Annotated in this window: 1 rRNA gene; it reads left to right on the top strand. The window is 47.9% G+C overall.

From position 1 onward, the window contains the following. Positions 1–263, top strand: a 23S ribosomal RNA gene (locus tag SOM16_RS23130); the annotation flags it as partial.

Raw genomic sequence — 263 nt, 5'->3', positions numbered from 1 at the left:
ACCCGAAGGGGAAATTCGATGGACAGCTGGTTAATATTCCAGTACTTTTTATAACTGCGATGTGGGGACGGAGTAGTGACACTGCCGCGATCTGACGGAATAGATCGTTAAAGGCTGTAGGTATATCGATGGTAGGCAAATCCGCCAACGATGCTGAACGCTGATAGTACCGCAAGGCTTCGGCTAAGTGGATAGCGCAGGTAATCAGACTTCCAAGAAAAACCGCTAAGCTTCAGGTTATAAAAACCCGTACCGCAAACCGA

Origin of the sequence: Pedobacter sp. CFBP9032, assembly GCF_034045265.1 — a bacterium.
In the GTDB taxonomy this organism is placed as follows: domain Bacteria; phylum Bacteroidota; class Bacteroidia; order Sphingobacteriales; family Sphingobacteriaceae; genus Pedobacter.
The sequence above is the reverse complement of the archived record's forward strand: the minus strand, read 5'-3'. Positions and strand labels throughout refer to the sequence as shown.